Origin of the sequence: Clostridium sp. JN-1 (assembly GCF_003718715.1) — a bacterium.
Lineage (GTDB): Bacteria > Bacillota > Clostridia > Clostridiales > Clostridiaceae > Clostridium_AV.
This window is the reverse complement of record NZ_CP033465.1, coordinates 899,204-922,190: the sequence shown is the minus strand read 5'-3', so window position 1 is coordinate 922,190 and position 22,987 is coordinate 899,204. Positions and strand designations below refer to the sequence as shown.

Annotated in this window: 23 protein-coding genes; 13 read left to right on the top strand and 10 right to left on the bottom strand. The window is 30.4% G+C overall.

The window, feature by feature from the left end:
• Nucleotides 1-24 precede the first annotated feature (24 nt).
• Nucleotides 25-1,659, bottom strand: a complete 1,635-nt coding sequence (gene hcp, locus EBB51_RS04555; RefSeq protein WP_123053373.1) for a hydroxylamine reductase — start codon at nucleotides 1,657-1,659, stop codon at nucleotides 25-27.
• A 564-nt stretch (nucleotides 1,660-2,223) separates the two neighbouring features.
• Here hcp and EBB51_RS04550 point away from each other — a divergent pair.
• The 13 genes from EBB51_RS04550 (at nucleotide 2,224) to EBB51_RS04490 (ending at nucleotide 12,558) form a co-directional block, all read left to right on the top strand.
• Entirely contained in the window at nucleotides 2,224-3,495 is a 1,272-nt protein-coding gene (locus tag EBB51_RS04550) for an exonuclease domain-containing protein (RefSeq protein WP_123053372.1), read from the top strand.
• A 34-nt stretch (nucleotides 3,496-3,529) separates the two neighbouring features.
• The gene (locus tag EBB51_RS04545; RefSeq protein ID WP_123053371.1) at nucleotides 3,530-3,760 is read left to right on the top strand and encodes a hypothetical protein; all 231 of its coding nucleotides are present in this window, start codon (nucleotides 3,530-3,532) and stop codon (nucleotides 3,758-3,760) included.
• Nucleotides 3,761-4,269: 509 nt separating this feature from the next.
• Nucleotides 4,270-4,599, top strand: coding sequence for a hypothetical protein (locus EBB51_RS04540; protein ID WP_123053370.1), 330 nt, complete (start codon nucleotides 4,270-4,272; stop codon nucleotides 4,597-4,599).
• A 40-nt stretch (nucleotides 4,600-4,639) separates the two neighbouring features.
• Nucleotides 4,640-4,903, top strand: coding sequence for a hypothetical protein (locus EBB51_RS04535; RefSeq protein ID WP_123053369.1), 264 nt, complete (start codon nucleotides 4,640-4,642; stop codon nucleotides 4,901-4,903).
• Nucleotides 4,904-5,093: 190 nt separating this feature from the next.
• The gene (locus tag EBB51_RS04530; RefSeq protein ID WP_123053368.1) at nucleotides 5,094-6,059 is read left to right on the top strand and encodes a sulfide/dihydroorotate dehydrogenase-like FAD/NAD-binding protein; all 966 of its coding nucleotides are present in this window, start codon (nucleotides 5,094-5,096) and stop codon (nucleotides 6,057-6,059) included.
• Nucleotides 6,060-6,072: 13 nt separating this feature from the next.
• Complete coding sequence (locus EBB51_RS04525) at nucleotides 6,073-7,350, top strand: FAD-dependent oxidoreductase (protein WP_123053367.1); 1,278 nt, start codon at nucleotides 6,073-6,075, stop codon at nucleotides 7,348-7,350.
• Between the two features lie 30 nt (nucleotides 7,351-7,380).
• Nucleotides 7,381-8,133: a VCBS repeat-containing protein gene (locus EBB51_RS04520; protein WP_123053366.1), complete on the top strand. Its 753-nt coding sequence runs from the start codon at nucleotides 7,381-7,383 to the stop codon at nucleotides 8,131-8,133.
• Between the two features lie 216 nt (nucleotides 8,134-8,349).
• On the top strand, nucleotides 8,350-8,670 hold the full coding sequence (locus tag EBB51_RS04515; RefSeq protein WP_243103939.1) for a L,D-transpeptidase: 321 nt from the start codon (nucleotides 8,350-8,352) through the stop codon (nucleotides 8,668-8,670).
• Between the two features lie 77 nt (nucleotides 8,671-8,747).
• A complete protein-coding gene (locus EBB51_RS04510; protein ID WP_123053365.1) occupies nucleotides 8,748-9,935 on the top strand; it encodes a sensor histidine kinase in 1,188 nt (395 codons plus the stop codon).
• Nucleotides 9,910-10,548, top strand: a complete 639-nt coding sequence (locus EBB51_RS04505; RefSeq protein WP_123053364.1) for a response regulator transcription factor — start codon at nucleotides 9,910-9,912, stop codon at nucleotides 10,546-10,548. The genes EBB51_RS04510 and EBB51_RS04505 overlap by 26 nt, the downstream gene beginning before the upstream one ends.
• 134 nt (nucleotides 10,549-10,682) lie before the next feature.
• Nucleotides 10,683-11,288, top strand: coding sequence for an isoprenylcysteine carboxylmethyltransferase family protein (locus EBB51_RS04500; protein ID WP_123053363.1), 606 nt, complete (start codon nucleotides 10,683-10,685; stop codon nucleotides 11,286-11,288).
• 55 nt (nucleotides 11,289-11,343) lie between these two features.
• Entirely contained in the window at nucleotides 11,344-11,610 is a 267-nt protein-coding gene (locus tag EBB51_RS04495) for a Na+/H+ antiporter NhaC family protein (RefSeq protein ID WP_123054978.1), read from the top strand.
• A gap of 90 nt (nucleotides 11,611-11,700) precedes the next feature.
• Nucleotides 11,701-12,558, top strand: a complete 858-nt coding sequence (locus tag EBB51_RS04490; protein WP_123053362.1) for a YitT family protein — start codon at nucleotides 11,701-11,703, stop codon at nucleotides 12,556-12,558.
• A gap of 346 nt (nucleotides 12,559-12,904) precedes the next feature.
• Here EBB51_RS04490 and EBB51_RS04485 read toward each other — a convergent pair whose 3' ends face one another.
• The 9 genes from EBB51_RS04485 to iorA form a co-directional block, all read right to left on the bottom strand.
• The gene (locus EBB51_RS04485) at nucleotides 12,905-13,300 is read right to left on the bottom strand and encodes a hypothetical protein (protein ID WP_123053361.1); all 396 of its coding nucleotides are present in this window, start codon (nucleotides 13,298-13,300) and stop codon (nucleotides 12,905-12,907) included.
• A 130-nt stretch (nucleotides 13,301-13,430) separates the two neighbouring features.
• The gene (locus tag EBB51_RS04480; RefSeq protein WP_123053360.1) at nucleotides 13,431-13,613 is read right to left on the bottom strand and encodes a hypothetical protein; all 183 of its coding nucleotides are present in this window, start codon (nucleotides 13,611-13,613) and stop codon (nucleotides 13,431-13,433) included.
• Between the two features lie 200 nt (nucleotides 13,614-13,813).
• Complete coding sequence (locus EBB51_RS04475) at nucleotides 13,814-15,220, bottom strand: FAD-binding oxidoreductase (RefSeq protein WP_190285329.1); 1,407 nt, start codon at nucleotides 15,218-15,220, stop codon at nucleotides 13,814-13,816.
• A gap of 35 nt (nucleotides 15,221-15,255) precedes the next feature.
• Complete coding sequence (locus EBB51_RS04470; protein ID WP_123053359.1) at nucleotides 15,256-16,233, bottom strand: electron transfer flavoprotein subunit alpha/FixB family protein; 978 nt, start codon at nucleotides 16,231-16,233, stop codon at nucleotides 15,256-15,258.
• Nucleotides 16,234-16,235: 2 nt separating this feature from the next.
• Nucleotides 16,236-17,039, bottom strand: a complete 804-nt coding sequence (locus tag EBB51_RS04465) for an electron transfer flavoprotein subunit beta/FixA family protein (protein ID WP_123053358.1) — start codon at nucleotides 17,037-17,039, stop codon at nucleotides 16,236-16,238.
• Between the two features lie 176 nt (nucleotides 17,040-17,215).
• Nucleotides 17,216-18,613 (bottom strand): amino acid permease, encoded by a 1,398-nt coding sequence (locus tag EBB51_RS04460; RefSeq protein ID WP_123053357.1) that lies wholly within the window; start codon nucleotides 18,611-18,613, stop codon nucleotides 17,216-17,218.
• 692 nt (nucleotides 18,614-19,305) lie between these two features.
• Complete coding sequence (locus EBB51_RS04455) at nucleotides 19,306-20,499, bottom strand: pyridoxal phosphate-dependent aminotransferase (protein WP_123053356.1); 1,194 nt, start codon at nucleotides 20,497-20,499, stop codon at nucleotides 19,306-19,308.
• A 66-nt stretch (nucleotides 20,500-20,565) separates the two neighbouring features.
• Nucleotides 20,566-21,135 (bottom strand): indolepyruvate oxidoreductase subunit beta, encoded by a 570-nt coding sequence (locus EBB51_RS04450; RefSeq protein ID WP_123053355.1) that lies wholly within the window; start codon nucleotides 21,133-21,135, stop codon nucleotides 20,566-20,568.
• 1 nt (nucleotide 21,136) lies between these two features.
• A complete protein-coding gene (iorA, locus tag EBB51_RS04445; RefSeq protein WP_123053354.1) occupies nucleotides 21,137-22,921 on the bottom strand; it encodes an indolepyruvate ferredoxin oxidoreductase subunit alpha in 1,785 nt (594 codons plus the stop codon).
• Nucleotides 22,922-22,987 lie beyond the last annotated feature (66 nt).

Genomic DNA, 22,987 nt, shown 5'->3' with positions numbered 1-22,987 from the left:
TTTTTATTATCAATTTAAGTTCCATTAGAAGAATAACTTAATGTCATCTTCAACAGTTCCTATTCCAGCGATTCCAAAATTATCTACTAGTACCTTTACAACATTAGGTGAAAGGAATGCAGGAAGGGTTGGACCAAGGTGAATATTTTTTACACCAAGAGATAATAGTGCCAATAATACAATAACTGCTTTTTGCTCGTACCATGCAATATTGTATACTATAGGTAACTTATTTATATCATCCAATCCAAATATTTCTTTAAGCTTTAATGCAATAAGAGCTAGGGAATACGAATCATTACATTGTCCAGCATCAAGTACACGCGGAATACCATTTATGTCACCTAAATTCAATTTATTATACTTGTATTTTGCACAGCCTGCTGTAAGAATTATAGTATCCTTTGGCATTGCTTTTGCAAATTCTGTATAATAACTTCTAGATTTTGCCCTTCCATCGCAGCCTGCCATAACAACAAATTTCTTTATTGCACCACTTTTAACTGCTTCAACAACTTTATCAGCTAATGCAAATACTTGATTGTGAGCAAAACCACCAACTATCTCACCATTTTCAATTTCTGTTGGAGGAGCACATCTTTTAGCATGTTCGATAATTGCAGAAAAGTCCTTTTCCCCGCCAATCTCACCTTCAATATATTTGCATCCAGGAAATCCTACTGCGCCTGTAGTATAAACTCTATCTTTATAGCTGTCCTTTGGAGGAACAATACAATTTGTAGTCATTAAAATTGGACCATTAAAACTTTCAAATTCTTCTTTTTGTTTCCACCATGCATTTCCATAGTTTCCTACAAAATGTGAATACTTTTTGAATGCAGGATAATAATGAGCTGGAAGCATTTCAGAATGAGTATAAACATCTACTCCTGTACCTTCTGTTTGCTTTAACAGCATTTCTATATCCTTTAAATCATGACCTGATATCAAGATTCCTGGATTTTTACGAACTCCTATATTAACTTTAGTTATTTCAGGATTGCCATATGCAGAAGTATTTGCCTTATCTAATAAAGCCATTCCATCTACACCATACTTACCAGTTTCAAGTGTTAACCCTACAAGATCATCAACACTTAAAGAATCATCCAAAGTTTTTGCTAGTGTACTTTGCAAAAATCCATCAATTTTTTTATCCTCTTCTCCAAGTACATTTGCATGTTTACTGTATGCAGCAAGTCCCTTTAATCCATAAGTAATTAATTCTCTTAAACTTCTTATATCTTCATTTTCTGTTGAAAGTACACCAACAGTTTTTGCTTTTTCTCTAAATTCTTCTATATCACTGCTTTCCCAAAGGGCAGCATCTGAGAGTTTGTCTTTGTTATTTAATTTATTTATTAAATCACGTTTAGTTTTCAAAGTCATGAAAATACGTGAAACTACAGCATCTTCATCAAAATTTGCATTAGTTATTGTTGTAAACAAATTTGTAGTAATCATATGATTTACATTGCTTTCTATTTCTTTTCCTTCTCCTCTTAAACGAGCTGCGACTTCACTAATTCCTTTAGTAACATAAATTAGCAAATCCTGCATTTTAGCAACTTCTGGGGTTTTTCCGCATACACCCATTTGTGTACATCCAGAACATCCTGCTGTTTCTTGACATTGATAGCAAAACATTTTATTTTCCATATTTGATTCCTCCCGTATTTATTTAGTATTTATTATAGATTCATCTTAACATGACAACTATTTTAAGTCGGTAACACATGTTACAAATAAAATATACTTGTAAGTAATTTTTCTCTTAACTGGAAAATGATTAGGCAGTTTAAAATGTCTGATTTACCCTTAAGAATTTTGTCATGTATTTTGAGTACACTTTACACAAATAATTAGTTCAGGAATAATTTTGAGTATTTCTTCTCTATTACTCCCTATATCAAGCTTTTAAAAAACATGATTTAACTTTTTGTCTTTTGAATCAAAATATTAAAATATAAGTTAAAGCTTCTGTACTCTAAACTGATTATTTTTTAAAAAATACCTTCTCCTTTCCTATTGATACTGTATAATTATTTATAGATATGGAAATTATAATATGACTTTTGGTCAACGTTTAAAAAGCTTAGAAAAGAAAAAGAACTCACTCAAGATCAACTAGGTAAAAAGGACAAGAAATGATTTTGAATCCTTATTTTTATATAAATTAACAGATAAAAAAGTATAATTAATTTAGAAAGAAGATGATTTAATATGTCTTATGATTTTATTGCAATTGATTTTGAAACCGCAAATAATAGCAACGATAGTGCATGTTCTCTTGGAATTGCATGTGTAAATAATAATCAAATAGTAGAAGAAAAATATTATCTTATTCAACCACCCGATATGAAATTTGATAAAAAAAATATATCAATTAATAAAATTACACCTGATGATGTGAAAGATGCTCCTTTATTTTCTGAGTTATGGGATGAAATAAAATCTTATTTTGATGGTAGTACTATTATAGTAGCTCACAATGCTGTATTTGATATGTCTGTACTTAAAAATTGCTTAATCAAATACAACTTAGAAATTCCAGATTTCAACTATGTTTGCAGCATTCCAATATCAAATAGAGTCTGTGGAAGTAAATTAAATACTTCTCTTGAAACTAGAACTCAATATTTTGGGATAGATATTGGAAATCATCATAATTCCCTAGATGATGCCAAGGCTTGTGCCAATTTAGTACTAGCATGTATAACAGCTAAAAAGAGAAAATCTCTAACTTCATATTGCAATACATATAAGAGCATTTCAATAAAAAACTTTAAAGACTTAAACCCATTAAAACAATTAAAGAAAGAACATAGACATTTTGATAGAATTGTATTATCTGAAATTAAACCAAATGCCGAATCAATAGACAATAGCAATAAGTTATTTGGTAAAAATATGGTTTTCACTGGTGAATTAGAAACAATGAGTAGAAAAGAAGCAATGCAAAAAGTTGTTAATTTAGGGGCCACATTAAAGAGTTCTGTATCTTCAAAGACTAATTACTTAATTGTTGGTATTCAGGATAAAACTTTAGTTGGTGATGATGGTATGAGCACAAAAGAAGAAAGGGCATATGAACTCATTGAAAAAGGACATAATATAAGTATTTTAAAAGAAAAGGAATTTTTAGAGCTCATATGCATAGATACCAAAAGCACTTCAGATACAATTTCATCATATGAAAACACCATAGATTCTATGATTAATTTTAATGACATTAATGAAAAAATATCTAAATTAAAAGAATGGCAGTTATTAAGTCCAAAATCTGAAGAATTAAAAGATATATACTATAAGGACAAGCATGGTGCTTATAAATGTGAAGTTATTGGATATATAAGCAAAGAAACAAACTCTAAATGCATAAGTGAAATATATGAAACTATAGTCATAATGGTTAATAATAAGCTTATAAAAATAAATCCTGCATACTTATTAGATATGCAGAGCAAGAGTTTTTCACTTTTTTCTATTGCATAAGATCAAAATCTACATAGAAAGGATATATATAAATATGATTTTACAAGAACGTATAGAGGAACTTGGCAGCGGAATTTTAACAATAGAAAATTCAAAAGTAAATAAAGTTGATGGCAAACCAATAATAAGGACTTACAAAATAAGACTATGCAATTATACCAACAAATACAACTATAAAGATATGGATTATAACCTTTTATTTGATACAAAGGATGATTTATTGGCATATTTTAAAAATAGATTCGATTTAAATTTAACGTTTTAAAAACAAGAATTAAATATATAATAACATATGGAAGACACTAATCTTGATTTCTTAGAAAATCTTCTGCCATGCTCAGAAAAACCTCCAGCTAAATGTAAAAAATAAAATAGATAAATGATAAGTTCCAGGTTAGAAACGTAAAGGCTTCTAACTTGGGACTTTAATTTAAAAAATAAAATAAAAACAAGTAAGAAAATATGTATTAATTTAATACTAATCTAGTAATAATTTTATAAAGACTTTTATAAAAACGCGGGGGTGGGTATAAATTTGTGTAAAAATAAAATCTATACCCATTCACAATTTATTTAATACTTTAATCCAAGAAATCTATCTTCATCTTTATCCTTACTTAAATATGCTGCTATTTTATTTTCATTTTTTAAACATTCAATTATTCATAATACATGTTGAATATATCCTTTCTAAAATATAATTTCATGATATAATATTAATTAATCTAGAGTATAATTTATAAATGAATAGAGGAACTGAAAGGAGCCGTTATAATGAATAATGAAGAAAAAATATTAAATATATTAGGTAATCTTACAAACAAGGTTGACTCAATGGATAATAAATTTAATTCAATACAATCTAAACTTAATGAACTTAAATCCAAAACAAGCAATATAGAATCTCAAACATCAGAAAACACTCAAATTCTTAAAGCTCTTGAACATAGTTCAGAAGTACATAAAGCTGAAATAGATAACTTAACTCATGATATTGCTAAAATATCCGGTGATGTAAAATCAATTAAATCTGCTGTAGTTAAGGGTCAAAAGGCTTATGACTACCTTGAAAACTTTAACAAATTCTCTTCAGCTGAAAATTAATAAATAGTAGAAAAGATTTTACCTTAAGTGAGAATTCAATATGGAAAACGATAAAATATTCGAACTCATGACCAAAATGTATGCCGATTTAAAAGAAAGTCAGGAAAAAATGTATGCCGAAATACAAAATGGATTTGAAAGTGTTAATAAAAAAATCGATAATTTAGAGAAGAAAGTTGATAAGAATACTCTAATGCTTGAAAAGCAAGAGAAAAACATACAGTTATTAGTTGAAGGGCATAAAAATCTATCAGAACAAATAGATCGCAAATTTGAAGAAGTAAATAAAAACTCTGGAAGTTGATCAACGCTTTAAACATATAAGAAGATGTCTTATATGTTTTTTTAGTTTTACGTTTATTAAAACTTCCGTTTGAGGAAATACACACCATATAAAAGTAACAATTGTCTTATAGGGAAAATAATATATATTGTATACAAAATTTTTAAATGTGATAAAAGGTTATAGTAAATTATAGGTGGTGATTATTTACATGTACTGTATTGACGCTGGAAGTATCTATTGTCCATGTCACCTCGCTGAAACCCTTGATTGTGTACACTGTTCGCAGCTTTCTGGAGATGAGTTTTGTAATTGTAAGGATTGGTGTGGAGTATGTATATATGAAAAGTATTTATCAAATGGAAGTACTGCTTCAAAATTAAGAGAAACCTATAAGTGTTCAATATTAAAAAAAGAAATTTTTCAAAACAATTTATGTATATTTAAATTAAGTGTACCTCAAAGTTTAGCTAAAGAACTAATATATCCCGGCAGCTTTGTATTCTTGAGAACTATGGATAGTTTAAATTATTATGATGTTCCAATATCAGTAATGGAATCAGACATAGATAGTTATACTTTAAAAATTGTAATAAAAGTAAATGGTACAAAAACTAAAAAGTTATTTGAACTAAATGAAGGAGATGAACTTTTACTTAGGGGGCCGTTTTCAAATGGCATAATGGGGCTTCTAAATATAAACAAAGCAAAAAATGGAACGTCAATTATTGCCGCCCGTGAAATAGGCATAGTTCCTTCAATTCTCGTCATGAAAAAGTTATATTCAAATGGTAACAAAATTATATCCTTAATTGATAGTAAATCTAATCCAAGCGTTTATAAAAAGTATTTTGAGGACTGCAATTCAGAAATTATAAATTGTACTATACTCGATCATGGAAATCTTACGGAAGAATTTAAATCTACTATAAGCAAAATTTTAGATGAAAACACTGTAAATTTAATACATTGTGGGGGGCCTGACATAATGATATATCAAATTATTAAATCTATAGATAAATCCATAAACCTTTCATGCTGCAATAATTCAAAAATGGGCTGCGGAGAAGGTATATGCGGCAGCTGTACTAAACACTATGAAGGTGATATAGTCAAAAGATTATGCAAAGTACAGATAGATCCAAGGGACTTATTTAAAGACAGAAGAGCCATGTGAGGAGGTATTTTTTATGAAAGTAATAGTAATTGGTTCTGGATGGTCAGGGTGTGCTGCAGCCTTAACTGCTAAAAAAGCTGGTGCAGATGTAACAATTTATGAAAAGACAGATATGGTACTTGGACTTGGAAATGTAGGCGGGATAATGAGGAATAATGGAAGATATACAGCCGCTGAGGAGATTACAGCACTTGGTGCCGGAGATCTTATAAACATTACAGATAGTCTTACGAGGCACAAAAATCTAGATTTTCCAGGTCATGAGCACGCATGGCTTTATGATGTAAATAAAATAGAACCAGCTGTTAGAAAATATATTCTAGACAGCGGAATAAAATTAAACTTAATTTCAAGAGTAGTAGATGTAAACATGGATGGGCATAAAATTAAAGGTATTTACACAGCTGATAGAGAATACAAAGAAGCTGATGTATTTATTGAAACTACAGGTTCTACAGGACCTATGGGCAATTGCATAAAATATGGTAATGGCTGTTCTATGTGTATTTTAAGATGTCCTTCTTTCGGTCCAAGAATAAGCATAAGTAAGTGTGCAGGCGTAGAGGATCTGCATGGAGAAAGAGCTGATGGCAATTATGGAGCTTTTAGCGGTTCTTGCAAATTGGCTAAAGAAACTATAGATAAAGACCTCTTAAATGAACTTGAAGAAAAGGGTGTTGTCGTTTTAAAAGTTCCAAAAGAAGATATAAACTTAGATAAACTCAATGCAAAGGTATGTCAGCAATATGCATTAAAAGAATTTGCAGAAAATATCATTCTTCTTGATACAGGTCATGTAAAACTTATGACTTCGTATTATCCACTAGAAAAGCTCAGGAAAATACCAGGTCTTGAAAATGTCAAATTCATAGATCCTTATTCTGGTGGAAAGGGAAATTCTATAAGATATCTTTCCACAGCACCGGTTTATAATGATTTAAAAGTAAAAGGAGTTGACAATTTATTCTGTGCTGGTGAAAAAAGCGGTTTATTTGTTGGTCACACTGAAGCTATCTGTACTGGTTCACTTGCAGGCAATAATGCTGTAAGATCTGCTCTCGGTCTTGATACACTTATTCTTCCAACTGATACAGCCATAGGTGATATAATAAATTATGCAAATTGCAAGATAAAAACTAAAGAAGGAAGAAGAAATAGATATACTTTTGCTGGTGCAGAATATTTTAATAGAATGAAGGCAAGAGGTCTTTATTCAATAGATAAAGGGGAAATTCAAGATAGAATAAAAAAGTTAGGTTTATCAAATATATTTAATAAGTCGTTAATTTAAAATTTATAGTAATTAGGAGAATCAGATAATATGAGTATGTTTTATCCAACATATTTATGTCCACTTAATAATCTTTTTAGAGGTACTTCTTTAATAGATATGAAATTTGGAGATGTAACTGGTGATAAAATTATAGATAAAGTATCACTTTATGGAAATAAACCTGATGGCCAAGATAGTGAGTTTATAAGTAATATTTCCATTGTAATTCAAAATGGACACTGTAATCGAACTAGTATAATTACTCCTAAATTCAATGAAGGATATAACCCAAGAATATTTCTTGGTGATTTTAATAAAGACAAAATAGATGATATAAAAATTAGTATTGATTCTGGTGGAAGCGGCGGATATGGTGTTTACTATATATATTCATTTAAAAACAGTATCAAACAAGAACTTTTTAACTTTGAAAACTACAATAACGGATATGAATATAAAGTAGATTATATGGATTTTTACAAAGTAAAAGTTTTTTGTATAACTCTTAATCAACTTTTTATATTAGATATAAGTTATAAAAGCAAAGAGTATTTGTCACAATACTATAACAAAAGTGGAAAACTAAAAGAGCCAGTTCAAGGCGATGTTCTTTCTTTAGGTGCTTTAATTCCAATTGCAGCTAATGAAAAAAATAATAGTTATGACTTAACTGCATTTCAACGTATAATTGGTACCTACAATGCAGATACATTAGGATACGTTCAAAATATGCTAACCTGGAATGGTGAAAAATTTACATCTTACAATATTTCTGTAGCTATACCTCAAAGCAAACCTTAAATAAAAAGTAAACTGTACTACCAGAGTACAGTTTATCTTTACATAATTGACTTCTATATATCATCTAAAACTTATCGAGTATCGTTCTAAGGTATAGTACATTTTCCTTAAATAAACATATTATAAATTAAGACTAATTTACAGGAGATTTTTATTGTGTATATATGCCCTTATCTGAATCAATTTCTATTTAGAGTTACAAATCCAACATATCTTATTACAATCAATAAAAGAGAACGAAAACTTATATTATACAGAGATAACAAACCATATAAAACGTACCGTGTAGCAATAGGCAAAGGCAAAACTCCTACTCCAACTGGTACATTTAAGATAATAAATAAACAAGTTAATCCAGGTGGTCCATATGGAGCAAGGTGGCTTGGCTTAAATGTAGAAGGCGTTGGTATACATGGCACTAATAATCCATTATCTATAGGCGGTCCAGTGTCCCATGGATGTATAAGAATGTTCAATAGAGATGTAATTGAACTTTTTAAGCTTGTTCCTGTAGGAACTACAGTAAAAATATTCTAGCAAATAAGCTCATTGTAAAATAATTACTTGTATTATATACTAATTATTATAAATTATAATAAGAAAAGAGTTTTACAATGAACAGAATATTAAAATTATGGAATTTAATAAAATCAAAGCTAATATATTCACTATTAATTTTATCTATAGCATCTAGTTTAATGGATAACAAACAAACACATGTAAACCATATTCTTTTTATAGTTTCAGTAACAGTACTAATTGTGCTGACTTATATAGAATTTAATATCATGGCAGAGCATAATAAGAATAAACTTATAATTCTTTCTGTATCACTTACAACATTAAGTGTAATAGCATGGCTTTTAAATTCAAATAACAGCTTCATGTCATTTTACTATTTCTTTTTACTAGATAATATATTCGATATTGATGATCCCAAGTCAAGAAAATCACTTATTTTTTATCACATGGCAGGATTTATGTTGTATGTTTTAATTGATAATATTTTAATAATTAAAGAACCATTTTATACTAATATATTATCTTATGCATTTGCTATATTTGTATATCTTTTAATATTATTTATGTGTGTTTGCATTCATGGATATAAATACGAAATGAATAATCTCAAACTGCTGAATTGTTCTTTAATTGACTATTCATTCAAAGAAAAAGAATACCTTCTTTCAAATGAGAGAAATAGAATATCTCAAGAATTACATGATTCACTTGGTCATTTGCTTATGGCTCTTTCGATGAATGTAAAATATCTCAAGACAATAAATGATAAGGGAAAAATAAATACTGAAGTAAATGAACTTGAACTTTTAATAAATAAAAGTATACAGAATTTGAGAACTACTGTATATAATCTCAAAGAACTTGATCAAAATTTTAATCTTTATAATGAAATAATGACCATAATATCAAAATTCAACAATTTGGGTATGATAAAAATAACCCTGGATTATGACAGTAATATAGAAAAATCATCAATTAATATAAAAAACATTTTAATTACAACAATAAAAGAATCCATAACCAATAGTTTGAAACATGGAAATGCCTCTAGAATATCTATTTCAATTAAATTGATAATAAATACTATCGAGCTTATAATTAAAGATAACGGAGATGGTTGTAAAAATATACTCAAATCAAATGGTCTCAATGGAATTGAAAACAGATTCAAAAAGTTGAATGGAAATGTAAACTTTACAAGTTCTCCCAAAAAAGGATTTGCTGTAAATGTCACAATACCAGAGGTGATTGTATATGATCAAAGTGATGATAGCCGATGATCAACCTATTATTCGAGAAGGATTAAAAAAAATATTAAGTATTGACTCTGAAATACAAGTAGTTTGTGAAGCTGAAAATGGTTATGACGTACTCGAAAAGTTAAATAAACATATTGTAGATGTCATCCTAATGGATGTAAGAATGCCAAAAATGGATGGAATAAAGGCTGCTGGTATCGTAAAAAAACAATATCCAGACATTAAAATAATAATTTTGACAACTTTTAATGAAGATGAATATCTATTTGATGGAATTAAGCAAGGAATAAGTGGTTATATCTTAAAAGATAGCGAAATTAATTATATCATAAAGAGTATAAAAGAAGCTTATAATGATAAAATGATGTTTGATCCTAGCGTAACTCCAAAACTTATAGGTGCTTTAAATAATCAACACGATATCAAACCATCAGAAGATAAAATTTTTGATTTACTTACCAAAAGAGAAATTGAAATATTAAATCTTGTAATAAAAGGACAAAGTAACTGTCAAATTTCAAGTAATCTTTTTATTTCAGAAGGCACAGTAAAGAACTATATATCCAGCATTCTAAAAAAACTTAATTTGCAGAGGAGAACTCAGTTATCCGCTCTCTTTATAAATGAAAAATAGACATGTATATGACTTTAGTCATATATAATGTCTATTTTTTTATAAATCATTACTTAAATCATATTTTAACTTTCTCAATGGAAACTATAATGATAATTGTACTTAAATAAAATATATCAAAGGAGATTACCATTATGAACTTAATTGGTTACAAATTTTTTTCAAATATTTTCGATCACGATGTCTTTCAGACTGTTTTTCTCATATGGCTTATCGTAGAATGTGCAATTTTTATATTCACATTTCATAAATCTTTTTCAAAAAACAGTGATAAAAAATTTAAAGATAAAGGATCTTTCTTCACGATTGTAATTGGAGTATATGCATGTATTTATTTTAGTTTTTTATTTAGGAATAAATTAAATTTAATTTTACCACATTCATTTTTTTGGGTTGGAATAATCTTTATGTCAGTTGGTATCGTCATAAGATGTTGGGCCGTTTTTACACTTAGAAAATTTTTCTCGCTTTCTGTCATAGTAGAATCAAAACAATCTATTGTAAGCAGTGGACCTTATAAGTTAATAAGACATCCTGCATATACTGGAACTATTCTCACACTTATTGGAATTTCAATATCAATTAAATCAATCATGTCCATATTGACTGCCTTGATTATAATTTCAGTTGTATATGGATACAGGATAAAAATTGAGGAAAAAGTTCTTATAAATTCATTTGGTAAGGAGTACTTGAATTATATTAATAAGACATGGAAATTAATACCCTGGGTATTTTAAAGCGAATAATTTAAAGAAAACTGTGAAATGTTTCTTGATTTAGAAAACTACATTCATTGACCAAACTGTTGGAATTATAATTCCATGTAATTTTTTAAAGGATAAATATAAAGAAGTTAAGGTAAAAAACAATGTACTGGTAAGGACTATATCCGATACCGGGATTGCCGTTGCACCACTCATACCATGGAACGCAAATTCTCTGTTTATTGTTGCAGTAACTGGAATTTCAGTTTCTGTATATATTCCATATGCTATACTATGCTATATCCTACCTCTAATTACAGTCCTTACAGCATTTTTAAGTAAGTTTAGTATTTAGAATATTATAATCATTTATGATAAAATATAATAAGGTGCTAATTTTTTTATACATCTATTATCATAAAACTTATAAATAGGAGGTCTGCAGATGAATAAAAAACACAATAATGTTTACTCTACTATAAGCAAGTTCTTATTTATAATATTAGGAGCAGCTTTATATTCAACTGGATTGGAGGTATTTTTAATACCAAACAACATAATAGATGGCGGGGTTGTAGGTATATCCATAATGACAAGTCATTTTACTAAAATACCACTTGGATTCTTAACCTTTGTACTAAATATTCCATTTCTTATAGTTGGATACAAACAAATAGGTAAGTCATTTACCCTACTCACGTTGTTTTCTGTCATATGCTATTCTTTAGGAATATCTATTTTAAGACCAATCCCTGGTATAACTCAAGATATTTTATTAGCTTCAGTTTTTGGTGGAATAACTATAGGTTTAGGAATAGGACTTATTATACGAAATGGAGGATCAACTGATGGAATAGAAATTGTCTCAATAATTCTTGACAAAAAAATAAGTTTTTCATTAGGTCAAATTGTGCTATTCTTCAATTTCTTTATACTCGTAACTGCTGGTTTAATATTTGGATTGGATAGAGGAATGTATTCTTTAATAGCCTATTTTATAGCAATAAAAATAATTGATATGGTTGTAGAAGGATTAGATGAATCTAAAGCAGTAATAATTATATCTCAAAAGCATCAAGAACTATCTGATGCACTTATGTTAAACCTTGGAAGGGGAGTGACTCTTTTAAATGGTCAAGGAGGATATAAAGGTGACTCTGTAAATGTCATATATATAATTGTATCCCGTCTAGAAATTTCAAAACTAAAATCTATAGTATATGACTTTGACAAAGATGCCATAATGACAATAGGCAGTGTTGAAACTGCAGGTAAAAACTACAGGAAAAACTTATCACATTAAAAGAAATGGTTTCAAAATAAAAAGTATTTTGAAATCACCTCTTTTAGATCTACAGTCTATATAATTGATTCATTTTCTTCAATATTTATTTTCCACCTACCAATTTTAGCGGGTGGCTCTCGCCATCCGCTAAAACATATTAATATTAAATAGAGTTTTACCTAGAATTCTTATTTAATCTGTTTAATCTTATTACTTTCTTCTATCTTACTAACAGACTTACTATCATACATTTGTTTAAACTTATAGCCTATAAACAATACGCATAACCATATTGGCAAGGCAATAATACCTATTCTGTAACTAGGCACTATTATCATCAAAACTAATAGTAAAGCTAAATAAGCTAAACAAAAATAATTTGAGTATGGATAAAAAAGGTCACTCCCCCTAAAACTGCAGTTCCTCCAGCTATACCTAATCCGCCACTAGCTAGTGAACCTCCTCCAAAAGCTGCTAAAGTTGCATTAGTTGCTGCTGCTCCAGACAATGTACTTATAGCAGTTCCAGTAGAAGCTACTGTTATCGTACTTGCTAAACCTCCAGATGTGGCTATTCCAATTAACCCACCTGCACCAATTGTGCCTGCACTTGTCTTTAACATATCTTGTACTGTAAGTGCAACTCCTTTAATATTTTTCATTTCATCCTTAGTAAGCTTAATTGACTCACTTGTTACATTACCCGATATTTCCGGTTTGTTTTGTATCATAGTTTTAACGCTGCCAGTACTCTTAGACATGTTTCCCTTATAATAATTATATGAAGCTATGGAAACAGCCCAATTAGTGTCTATTACTTTTTTATCTTGCTTAAATACTATATTATTAGGTTTATATTATTATCTATTACAGTATAATGTTTACAACCATCTATTGTGGTGGATTACAAACACTACAAGGTTCATACCCTTGTGCCTTCTCTGTTTTTATAGGCGATTTAACAGTATCCTCCTTAGTTTGCTCTTGTGTAGTTGATGCAAGATACAAAAGCACTTCAGATACAATTTCATCATATGAAAACGCCATAGATTCTATGATTAATTTTAATGACATTAACTAAAAAATATCCAAATTAAAAGAATAGCAGAATGACTAAAAAAAGAAATACATAAAACCAATTTAACTATTGAAAATGATATCAAGCCTAAAATAGAAGCTCTATTTAATGGATATAAGCAAAACAATGATAAATATGGAAAATGATAATGAACTTACCCCACCACAAGGGGATGGAAGTAAGTTCACATATAAAATTAATCAACTATAGTTCCTGGATTAAGAATTTTATTAGGGTCAAAAACCTTTTTAATTCCTTCCATAATATCAATTTCCTTCTCATTAAATTGAAGAGACATATTTTTCTTTCTTAGCTTTCCAGTTCCATGCTCAGCGGTTATTGTGCCGCCGTACTTTATTGCAGTTTTATATATTTCTTCTTTAAGTTCTTCATAATTGTCTGGCAGTCTTCCATTATCCGACATAACAAAATTATGAATATTTCCATCTGCAATATGACCAACTGACAATATATTATTGTTATATTTCTTTGAAAGTCGTTTGATATCATTAAAGAATTTTGGTACAGTTGACGGTGGAACTGCTGCATCTAAAGCATCTGCCACATTGTTTTTATAAGGAGTATATGCATTACTTCTTATTTCTAAAATACGTCTTTGTTCCTTTGTGCTTTCTGCTACAATACTATCTACTGCATTATGTTTTTCGCATATTTCTACAATTTTTTCGCTGCTTGCATACAAATTATCTTCATTTACTTCATCAATTATAAATATCAAATCTACAGAACCTTTATCTGCAGGCCATGTAGTTCCTAAATCTTTCGCAGATGCCTTTGAAATATCTCTGTCCATATACTCAACTGCCAAAGGTACAATTCCACTTTGAAGTATTTCTGGTACTGCATTAGCAGCATCTTCTTTCGTATTAAATGATATTATAAGTGTATTATTATATTCATTCTTTGCATAAAGTCTAAGTGTTACTTTCGTTATAATTCCTAAAGTACCTTCACTTCCAATCATGATCTGCAGTAAATCATATCCCATGTTGTTTTTAAGAAGTTTTCCACCTAAAGTAACTATCTCACCTGTCGGGAGAACCACTTCAAGTGCTTTAACATGATTTCTCATAATTCCATGCTTTACAGCCCTGGTACCTCCTGCATTTGTTGCAACCATTCCACCAATTTGCGCTCCCTCATCTCCAGGATGTATAGGGAAAAACAATTTGCTATTGCTGCTCAATGCTTCAAGCAAATCTGCTAATGTTGCTCCCGATTCAATTGTAATCATCAAATTCTTTTCATCAAGTTCAATAACTTTATTCAATCTTTCCAAGGATATGATTATACTTGGCTCAGTTGGTATAGCTCCAGCAACTACTCCAGTTCCTCCTCCTCTTGTAACTATAGATATTTTCTCTTTATTTGCATATTTCAATATTTCTGATATTTCTTCTGCTGAAGCAGGCTTAACCACTATACAATCCTTTGATGCTTTAGGTCTAAGCAGTGGTTCTGTTTCGTCATACAAGTATCCCTGCATCTGTGATATATCATTTGTAACCCAATCGCCGCCTGATATTTGTTTCAAAACCCCAATTACCTTTTCAGGTGAATTTTTGATTAATTCATTTTCCAATTTTATTGCCCCCTCTTTACTAAACAAATTAAAGTCTAACTATTTTTTATTTTATTTATTAAATCTGGTATTACTTTATACATGTCATCAACTATACCATAATCAGCTGCATTAAATATTGGAGCTGATGGATCAGTATTAATTGCTGCAATGAACTCAGATTCCTTCATACCTGCTAAATGCTGCGGTGCCCCAGAAATTCCACAAGCAATGTATAACTTTGGTTTTACTCTATTTCCACTGTATCCAACTTGAAAATCTTTAGAAATAAGTCCATCATCTACAATACTTCTGCTTGCTCCAACTACTCCTCCTAATAGATCAGCAAGTTCCTTTATCATTGCAATATCTTCAGCCTTCTTTAATCCTCTGCCAACTGCAACTACTACATTCGCATCTGAAATGTTGACTTCTTGTGATTTCAATTTCTTTATAATTTTAACTAGATTGACTTCTTGTTTTATCGCATTTACTTTTACAATTTCTCCTGTATTTTTTTCATTTCTAGGTATTTCATTAAATTCTTTATACCTTACTGTTGCCATTTGGGGATAAGTGTCAGTTTTTATATGTGCCAGTATGTTCTCGCTAAATGCTGGCCTTATTTGAACTAATTTCCCATCTTCATCTACTTCAAGTCCTGTACAATCTGCTGTTAAGCCTGTACCAAGTGCAGCTGCAAGTCTTGGTGCCAGGGATCTTCCAAGACTAGTTGCTCCAATTAAACAAATTTCAGGCTTGACCTCATTTATTAAGCTTTCCAAATTGATTTTATAAATCAGTTCTTCAGGTTCATCAAATTCACTTCCACTTATGTAAAAAACCTTGTCTGCTCCCTTATATATGAGTTCTTGAACATCCATGCCTTCTGGTCCTAAAATCACACTATATACAGGTGTTTTTAATTTTTGTGCAAGCTCTTTTGCTTTTCCAAGCAGTTCAAAACTAACTTTATGAATTTGTCCATTCTTTTGCTCGGCAAATACTAATATTCCATTGTATTTTTTAATCATAATTATACCTCCAAAGCTTTCTTTTTTCTGAATATATCAATAAGCTTGTCTTCAGCTTCAGATGTATTTTCTGCTCTATAAATTTTTCCTTCTCTTGTCTGTGCAGGAGGAACTTCTATCTTTTTTACTTTTGTTGGTGAGCCGTTAAATCCTACTTTACTCTCATCTAAATATTCTTTTAAATCATTAAAACTCAAAACATTTATCTCTGCTTTTCTTGCCTTCATTTTATTTTTAAATGAAGGAAGTCTAGGTTCATTAATATCTTTAGTAACAGTAATCAGTAAAGGTAATTTAGCTTGTTTTAAATAAGTGCCGTCACAAATTTCTGAACAAACTTTGATTTCCGCATCACTTACATCTTCAATCTTACTTATATAACTTGCATGTGGTATATTTAAGAATTCTGCAATTTCAGGACCAACTTGTCCTGTGTCTCCATCTACTGTCTTTTCGCCTGCAATTATAAGATCAAAATCACCTAATTTCTTGATTGCACTTGCAAGTATAATTGATGTTGCCCTAGTATCTGATCCACCAAATTTTACATCACTTACAAGCACTCCTTCATTGGCACCTCTTGCAATACATTCCTTTAAGGCATCTTTTGCGCTTGGAGGTCCCATGCTTACTGCTGTAATTTTTGTATCAACTTTTTCACTTATCTCTACAGCAGCTTCAAGTGCATTTAAATCAAATGGATTGATTTCTGTACCTGCTGATTTACGATCTACTACACCCTTTTCTCTATCAAACTTTACTTTCTCCATATCGGGAACCTGTTTAATCAAAACTATAATATTCATTAGTAATTACCTCCATCTTACAGTATGATTAAGTATTTAAAATCTATATTAATATATATTAAATATAGCTACAATCTATTCGATTAATACTAATTTTTATCAAATTCTTATTTAGCGAGTGGCTCTCGCCATCCGCTAAAACATATTAATATTAAATAGAGTTTTACCTAGAATTCTTATTTAATCTGTTTAATTTGATTACTTTCTTCTATCTTACTAACAGACTTACTATCATACATTTGTTTACACTTATAGCCTATAAACAATACGCATAACCATATTGGCAAGGCAATAATACCTATTCTGTAACTAGGCACTATTATCATCAAAACTAATAGTAAAGCTAAATAAGCTAAACAAAAATAATTTGAGTATGGATAAAATGGAACTTTGAATTTTAGCTCACTAGCCTTTTTACCCAATTTTTTATGAAAGTGAATGTTAGTAATAGCAATTGCCGACCAAGTAATAATTTCTGATACAAGTACTATTGATACAAGATAGTTAAATAGATGCGGGAAAAAATAGTTTAAAACTACTACCAATAAAGTTATAGCTGCATTTATTTTAAGACCTGTAGTTGGCACGCCAGCTTTGTTTTTTTTAGTCAAAAACTTAGGTGCACTTCCATTTTGAGCAAGACTGCAAAGTATCCTTGGATTACTAAAAACCATGCAATTAAACACCGAAAGACAAGCAATTATGCAAACTATATTCATAATAGCTGCTGCTGATTTTATCCCCAATCCATCCATAGCCATAACAAACGGACTAGTATTTATTGCAATTTTGGTCCAAGGCCAAATAATTAATATGACTCCAATAGCTCCTATATAAAATATAAGAACTCGCAGCCAAAATATTTTGTTAATCGACTTTGGAAGTGTAGTTTCTAAATCTTCAGTTTCTCCAGCTGTTGTTCCTATAGATTCAATTCCACCGAAAGCAAATGAAGCCGATAAAAGAGCAAATAATACTCCTTTTGCACCTTTTGGAAAGAATCCTCCATGCGCCCAAAGGTTACTAAAACCTGTAGGCTTTCCCCCTTTGATTCCTAAAATCATGGCAATGCCTAAAACTATTATTAAAAGAACTGCCATTACCTTTATAAGTGAAAACCAAAACTCAAATTCACCAAAAGCTTTTGCATTAATCATATTTACAGCATAGATAATTGACAATAATACAAGGACTGTAATCCAATGCGGCAAATGTGGAAACCAGTAATCCATAAAGACACAAGCTGCTGTTAATTCCAGCATACTTACAACAATACATGTATACCACCAATTCCATCCAACAATAAAACCTGGCAATTTACCCCAGTATTGTTCAGCATATGTACAATATGAACCGGGATCAGGATTTTCTATAGTCATTTCACCTAACATTCTCAGAATTAAAAAGATAACGAATCCAGCTATAGCATACGACAACATCACAGCAGGTCCAGCCATCTGAATTGTTTCTGACGAGACCAGAAATATACCAGTTCCAATTGCACTTCCTAATGAAATCATTTCCAAATGTCTTTTTTTCAAATTACCCTTCTTGCCTTGTTCTTTTACTTTCATATTAAATTCTCCTCTCAATATTTAAAATCTTCTGAACATTCTTCATATAAGAAAAGAACAAGTATAAGCATTTTTTTCTAATATCATATTCAATCCGTAATTTGAAACAATATCTAAAATTATTTGATGATATAATCCGGTTTTGTGACATTTGCTGAGAGAATATTTATACAAAATCAATGAATATTTTGTGTATAAATTGCATATTACGAATTGCAGTACTATCATTTATTATCCTGCTAACTTTTTCAAATCAATGAACAGCAATAATCGCAGAGAGTTCGCGCCTAGATTACAGTAAAAATAGAATTTTTACTAGAATTGTAATCCTTTACACTGTTGATTTTTTTGCCAGCATAGTATACCTTATTAATGTAGGTGAGAATTTGTTTTAAACAATTCTTTCCCATTTTCAAGCATCCCTTTCTTTTGAGTTTCTTAGCAGAATCATTATAAAAGGGATGCTTTTATTTTTCAAACTTTTTTCTTAAGTTAGATACAAATACTTATAAGCCAGCTGACATCGTCCCTAAAAATTTTCAAGTGCGAAACTTCTGCAATAATCGATGCTCCCATGCATATACTTGAATCTATTGCTTTCAATGGTTTGGAAGTTCATAATGTACAGCATCTAACATCATAACTAAAATATGCTCTTCTGACTATGGCTTCATTTCCAGTCAAGATTTCCTTTACCTTACTTCATATGAATCTTTTAGTTTCTGAAATACATCAAAAGATCTTTTTATCATCTCTGTATCAACACAATAAGATACCCTTACATATCCTGGACATCCAAAATCATCTGATGGCACAATAAGAAGATTAAGTTTTTTTGCATTTTCAGAAAAATTAACAGCATTTTCTTCCAGTGATTTTACAAACAAGTAAAATGCACCATCTGGTCTAATACATTGATAACCCATTTTACTAAGTCCATCATATAATAATTTTCTATTTGTATCATATAATGCTATATCTGACGTCTCTCCCATACACTTCATAATTACCCTTTGGAACAAACTTGGAGCACATACGTACCCAAGAGAACGCCCTGCTCCACATACAGCGGTATAGACATCCTTGGCATTTTCCAAGCAGTCAGGAATCAAAATATATCCTATTCGTTCTCCTGGAAGTGAAAGTGATTTACTGTATGAATAGCATACAATTGTATTCTCATAATAATCTGGAATATATGGTATCTGTATGCCATCATAAACAATCTCCCTGTAAGGTTCATCTGATATTATATACAAAGGTTTTTGATATTCCTTAGATTTCTTTTTTAATAAATCTGCTAAAGATTTTAATGTTTTTTCTGAATAAACAACGCCTGATGGATTATTAGGGGAATTTATTATAATTCCTTTTGTATGAGAATTAATAGACTTTTCTAGTAAATCCACCTGAATTTGAAAATCTTTTGCATCTGCCGGTACTACTACAGCCTTTGCGCCTGAATTTTTTATAAATACTCTATATTCTGGAAAATAAGGTGCAATAATAATAAATTCATCATCGGAATTTACAGTAAGAGCCTTAAGTGTAATAGACAGTGAAGCCGCTGCACCGCATGTCATATAAAAATTCTCTGCTTTAAGCTTACAATTATATGTGTTGTTCATATAATCAGCTAGACATTTTCTTACTTCAAAATCCCCCTGTGCAGAAGTATAGCCGTGAATTTCATCTGATTTTTTTGTTTTCAGCAGTTCTATTATAGATTCTTTTACACAGTCTGGTGCTGGAACAGTTGGATTTCCAATACTGAAGTCAAATACATTTTCTTTTCCAACAATTGCAGATTGCTGCTTTCCATATTCAAATAATTCTCTTATTACAGAGCGTTTTGCTCCTAATTCATACATTTCTTTTGATATCATTATCTCTCACTCCTTTTAAACAGTCTCATAACTAGCTGCCTTATGTTATTTATTTGTTGTAACAGATTATGCTAATTTCATTCCCACATTAAATGCTTTAATATTTATATCAATAAATTTTTCTTTTACATTTTCACTTATAATCTTTTTCCAATCTATGCCTTCTAGCCCCATTTTTCTAACTAAAGTACCTAAAAGTATAATATTTGCTACCTTAAGATTACCAAGCTCATTAGCTTTTCCAAGTGCATCTATGACAGTTGTAGGAACTTTGCTTTGTAATTCTTCTATTATTCCTTCTGGATACTCTGCTTTTCCATTAAGAATAGGCATTGAATCGATCTGACAATCATTAACTACAACTTTTCCTTCCGGTTTTAAATATTTAAGCCATCTTAATGCTTCCATTTTTTCAAATGATACTAATATATCTGCCCCACCAATTTCTATAACTGGTGATTCAACCTTTTCACCATATCTAACCTGTGATGATACAGAGCCTCCTCTTTGAGACATTCCATGTATTTCACTCATCTTAACATCATAACCTTCTTGCATTAAGCCAGTTGTTAAAAGCTTACTGGCAAGAATTGTACCTTGTCCACCTACCCCAACTAACAATATATTTTTAGTCATGTTATTTTACCTCCTTTTCAATTGCACCTGCTGGACATACTTGCTTACATACTTCACAGCCAACACATGGTGCAGGATCTATTGACGCTTTCTTTTCTACTTTATTAAAGGATATTGCCGGGCAGCCTGTACGTGTACACTTTTTACATCCTATACATTTTTCTTTATTTACTGTGCATTTTTCTTTAAATACATCTTTAAATTCTTCCTTATCTTCTACGGATAATTTTTTAAGTACGCAGGGCCATCTAGTTATAATTACTGATGCTTCATCTAAATCAAAAGCCCAGTCCAAAGTTTCTTTTACTTCTTTTAAATTGTTGGGATTTACTACTCTTACATTTTTAATTCCACATGCTTTTACTAAAGCTTCTATACTTATTGCTTCTGTTTTTTTACCTTGAAGTGTATAACCTGTTCCTGGATTCTGTTGATGTCCTGTCATGCCAGTAATTCTATTATCTAAAATTACATTTATAGAATTACCTTTGTTATAAGCAACGTCAATTAATGAATTTATACCAGTATGGAAAAATGTTGAATCTCCAAGTACTGATACTACTCTTTTACTATGATCATTCTTCATATTGAACACTTGCTGTGCTCCATGTCCCATACTAAAACTTGCACCCATGCATAATGAAAAGTCCATAGCATTATATGGTTCAGCAAAGCCCAATGAATAACATCCTATATCTCCTGATATAACAGCATCCTTTCTCTTTCCTACTTCATAGAAGAAACCTCTATGAGGACATCCTGCACAAAATCCTGGTGGTCTTGCAACTATTTTATTTTCATCGTATTCTATAGTTTTATTAAATTTGCCATAAACTGCTTTTCTTATTATATCTGGAGTAATTTCATTACAGAATGGGAATGTGTCTTTACCATGGCACTTTATTCCGAGCATTTTTAATTCATTTTCAATTACGGGATCGTTTTCTTCTATTACATAAATTTTATCTACCTTTGAAGCAAACTCTTTCATCAATTTTTGGGGATATGGATTTGTAAATCCTAATTTTAGATAAGATGCCTTATCTCCAAAAACTTCCTTTGCAAACTTATAGCAGCATCCTGACGCAGCTACACCTATTTTGGTATCATGCATTTCTATATAATTTAAATGTGTATTATCTGAAAGCTCTGCTAATTTATTTTGTCTTTCTTCTACTCTTATTCTCATTCCTACTGCAAATGCTGGAACTGGGATACGTTTTGATGCATCTTTAACATATTCCTTTATTGGAACTTCCGTTCTGTCTCCACACTCAACTATACCCTTGGAATGACAAAGCCTAGTGGTAAGTCTATAAAGTACTGGAGTACCATATTTTTCACTTATCTCAAAAGCTTGTCTAATCATATCTTTTGCTTCCTGGCTATCTGACGGTTCTAACATTGGAATTTTTGCAGCCCTTGCATAGTTTCTATTATCTTGTTCATCTTGTGATGAATGCATTCCTGGTTCATCTGCTGTAACCACAACAAGTCCACCATTAACTCCTGTATAAGATGAAGTAAAAAGTGGATCTGAAGCAACATTAAGTCCAACATGTTTCATAGATGCCATGGCTCTAGCTCCTGCATAAGATGCTCCTATTACAGATTCTAAAGCAACTTTTTCATTTGTAGCCCATTCAGCTAAAACATCATCTTTATACAATGCAACATTTTCTAATATTTCTGTACTTGGTGTTCCTGGATATGCAGATGCAAATCTTACCCCTGCTTCCCATGCACCACGTGCAACAGCTTCATTCCCCGTTAATAACTTTTTCATATTTTTCTCTCCTTTTTATTTCATACTCATTGTATAAAGTATGTTAAGCAAATATTATACCAATTT

What these genes read in the sequence shown, in the direction of transcription:
- EBB51_RS04490 (WP_123053362.1), top strand. Translation starts at nt 11,701, where the DNA reads ATGAATAAAAAACACAATAATGTTTACTCTACTATAAGCAAGTTCTTA.
- hcp (WP_123053373.1), bottom strand. Translation starts at nt 1,659, where the DNA reads ATGGAAAATAAAATGTTTTGCTATCAATGTCAAGAAACAGCAGGATGT.
- EBB51_RS04535 (WP_123053369.1), top strand. Translation starts at nt 4,640, where the DNA reads ATGGAAAACGATAAAATATTCGAACTCATGACCAAAATGTATGCCGAT.
- EBB51_RS04550 (WP_123053372.1), top strand. Translation starts at nt 2,224, where the DNA reads ATGTCTTATGATTTTATTGCAATTGATTTTGAAACCGCAAATAATAGC.
- EBB51_RS04530 (WP_123053368.1), top strand. Translation starts at nt 5,094, where the DNA reads ATGTACTGTATTGACGCTGGAAGTATCTATTGTCCATGTCACCTCGCT.
- EBB51_RS04520 (WP_123053366.1), top strand. Translation starts at nt 7,381, where the DNA reads ATGAGTATGTTTTATCCAACATATTTATGTCCACTTAATAATCTTTTT.
- EBB51_RS04545 (WP_123053371.1), top strand. Translation starts at nt 3,530, where the DNA reads ATGATTTTACAAGAACGTATAGAGGAACTTGGCAGCGGAATTTTAACA.
- EBB51_RS04525 (WP_123053367.1), top strand. Translation starts at nt 6,073, where the DNA reads ATGAAAGTAATAGTAATTGGTTCTGGATGGTCAGGGTGTGCTGCAGCC.
- EBB51_RS04470 (WP_123053359.1), bottom strand. Translation starts at nt 16,233, where the DNA reads ATGATTAAAAAATACAATGGAATATTAGTATTTGCCGAGCAAAAGAAT.
- EBB51_RS04455 (WP_123053356.1), bottom strand. Translation starts at nt 20,499, where the DNA reads ATGATATCAAAAGAAATGTATGAATTAGGAGCAAAACGCTCTGTAATA.
- EBB51_RS04505 (WP_123053364.1), top strand. Translation starts at nt 9,910, where the DNA reads ATGATCAAAGTGATGATAGCCGATGATCAACCTATTATTCGAGAAGGA.
- EBB51_RS04465 (WP_123053358.1), bottom strand. Translation starts at nt 17,039, where the DNA reads ATGAATATTATAGTTTTGATTAAACAGGTTCCCGATATGGAGAAAGTA.
- EBB51_RS04485 (WP_123053361.1), bottom strand. Translation starts at nt 13,300, where the DNA reads ATGTCTAAGAGTACTGGCAGCGTTAAAACTATGATACAAAACAAACCG.
- EBB51_RS04510 (WP_123053365.1), top strand. Translation starts at nt 8,748, where the DNA reads ATGAACAGAATATTAAAATTATGGAATTTAATAAAATCAAAGCTAATA.
- iorA (WP_123053354.1), bottom strand. Translation starts at nt 22,921, where the DNA reads ATGAAAAAGTTATTAACGGGGAATGAAGCTGTTGCACGTGGTGCATGG.
- EBB51_RS04450 (WP_123053355.1), bottom strand. Translation starts at nt 21,135, where the DNA reads ATGACTAAAAATATATTGTTAGTTGGGGTAGGTGGACAAGGTACAATT.
- EBB51_RS04500 (WP_123053363.1), top strand. Translation starts at nt 10,683, where the DNA reads ATGAACTTAATTGGTTACAAATTTTTTTCAAATATTTTCGATCACGAT.
- EBB51_RS04460 (WP_123053357.1), bottom strand. Translation starts at nt 18,613, where the DNA reads ATGAAAGTAAAAGAACAAGGCAAGAAGGGTAATTTGAAAAAAAGACAT.
- EBB51_RS04540 (WP_123053370.1), top strand. Translation starts at nt 4,270, where the DNA reads ATGAATAATGAAGAAAAAATATTAAATATATTAGGTAATCTTACAAAC.
- EBB51_RS04480 (WP_123053360.1), bottom strand. Translation starts at nt 13,613, where the DNA reads ATGTCATTAAAATTAATCATAGAATCTATGGCGTTTTCATATGATGAA.